The organism is Pseudomonas emilianonis (assembly GCF_023072625.1).
GTDB classification, from domain to species: Bacteria; Pseudomonadota; Gammaproteobacteria; order Pseudomonadales; family Pseudomonadaceae; genus Aquipseudomonas; species Aquipseudomonas paraveronii.
Genome location: NZ_JAKNRV010000625.1, coordinates 1 through 1,635, shown reverse-complemented (window position 1 = coordinate 1,635; position 1,635 = coordinate 1). Strand labels below are relative to the sequence as shown.

Annotated in this window: 3 protein-coding genes; 1 reads left to right on the top strand and 2 read right to left on the bottom strand. The window is 61.8% G+C overall.

Annotated features, from left to right (window positions below; translation table 11 throughout):
• On the bottom strand, positions 1–415 hold a 415-nt coding region (locus L9Z73_RS30195), incomplete at its 3' end, for an FAD/NAD(P)-binding protein (RefSeq protein WP_247408601.1).
• Positions 412–846, bottom strand: a complete 435-nt coding sequence (locus L9Z73_RS30190) for a nuclear transport factor 2 family protein (protein WP_247408599.1) — start codon at positions 844–846, stop codon at positions 412–414. The genes L9Z73_RS30190 and L9Z73_RS30195, both read right to left, overlap by 4 nt.
• 361 nt (positions 847–1,207) lie before the next feature.
• Between L9Z73_RS30190 and L9Z73_RS30185 the strand changes: the two genes are divergently transcribed.
• Positions 1,208–1,635 (top strand): efflux RND transporter periplasmic adaptor subunit (locus L9Z73_RS30185; RefSeq protein WP_247408597.1); only part of this gene is annotated, 428 nt, incomplete at its 3' end.

Below are 1,635 nucleotides of genomic sequence, written 5' to 3'. Positions count from 1 at the left end.
CCAGCACCAAGCGATAGTCGCTGCGCGCGACCGGCTGGATACGCCGCACCGTTGCACGCACGACCCGATGCTCAATGCCCCGGGCCTGCGCCACATCGCGGTACTCGGCGTAGCGTTGCTTGAGGTAGCCCGACACCCAGGCCCGTGGCACAAACGCGTCTTCGCCGGCGTCGATGCCCTGCGCCTGGAGGTAACGCTGAAAGTCGTGCGGGTCATCGTCCAGCACCGACATCGTCTGCAGCGAGGTATTGCACAACAGCGTGGCCTCGTCGGCGTTGAAGGCAATCGAGTGCGCCAGCCCCTCGGGATCGATGATGTCGATACGCCGAGCGTTACCTGTGCGCACCAGTTGGATAAACGCCGCGACGCCGGTCACCGACCCGCCAACGATGGCAACCGTCGCACGCGGGTTCACAGCGCTTGCGCCTTCGCCAGTACCGGCGCCAGCAAGCGCACGCCATACCAGCCCCAATACACGCGGTGGCAAGTGATCAAGCCGTTTTCAATCTCCATCATTTCCATCAGGTCGACCTGCTCCCCCGTCGGCGTCTTGCGCGGGTATTCCCACGTCAGATTGCGGCCATTGATGAAGGCCTTGTCGCTGCGATACCACTCAGCCAGGTCATTGGGAAAGCGGCGCTTGCTGTCTTCCATAAACCGCTGGATCACCCCTCGGCCCACCAGCACCCCGCTGCCGTGGTCGGGGTAGATCGCCAGCACCAGCGGCGTTTCGAACACCGCCTGCTCGGCATACAACGCCGCCGTAGCCGCCAGGTCGCCGGCACAAACGGTGGCGTGCCAGGCTTCATAAATAGCCAGCAGACCGGGATCGATGGACGAAGTCATGGCGTTTCCTCGCGTGGCAGCACAACGGCTAATAGAAGCCGCAAGTGTAAGGAATTGCCACCCGGCCATGCTTCGACCTGGCCCGAAGTGTCAGGCATGCGGTGCGAGGTGCTTGAGGATTACGACCTGGGCGGTTGGCGACTGACAACACCGCGTAGGCATCGCGACGTTCCTGGCGCCTGCGCAACACACCGTTGTCATCAAGGATATTGATAGCTGCCTAATGAAACCCGCAGTCTAGAGGGCTCATCCCGCGCTTATATCATTCCGAATGATAGTTATCTTTGCTTCATTCGATTCGTGACCTAGCACCTCGCCGCGCATGATCCGCCCATCTCAAATACATTGGCGGATGCACCTCATGGAACAGACACTCAAACACTTGCGCTTGCCCCTGGCGATTCTAGCCGTGGCGGTGATGAGCGCGTGCGGCAAAACCCCGGACCAAGCGGCCGCCATGCCTCCTGCAAAAATCAGCGTGGCCAAGGTGCTTGAACAACCGGTCAACGAGTGGGACGAATTCACCGGTCGCCTGGAAGCACCGGAAACCGTGCAGATCCGTCCACGGGTGTCCGGCCAGATCGATCAGGTGGCCTTCACCGAAGGCGCCCTCGTGAAGAAAGGCGACTTGCTGTTCCAGATCGACCCACGCCCGTTCCAGGCCGAGGTGCGCCGCCTCGAAGCCCAGCTTCAACAGACCAAAGCCGCCGCCAGCCGCAGCGATAACGAAGCACAACGCGGCGAACGCCTGCGCCAGAGCAATGCGATCTCCGCCGAACTGGCCGACTC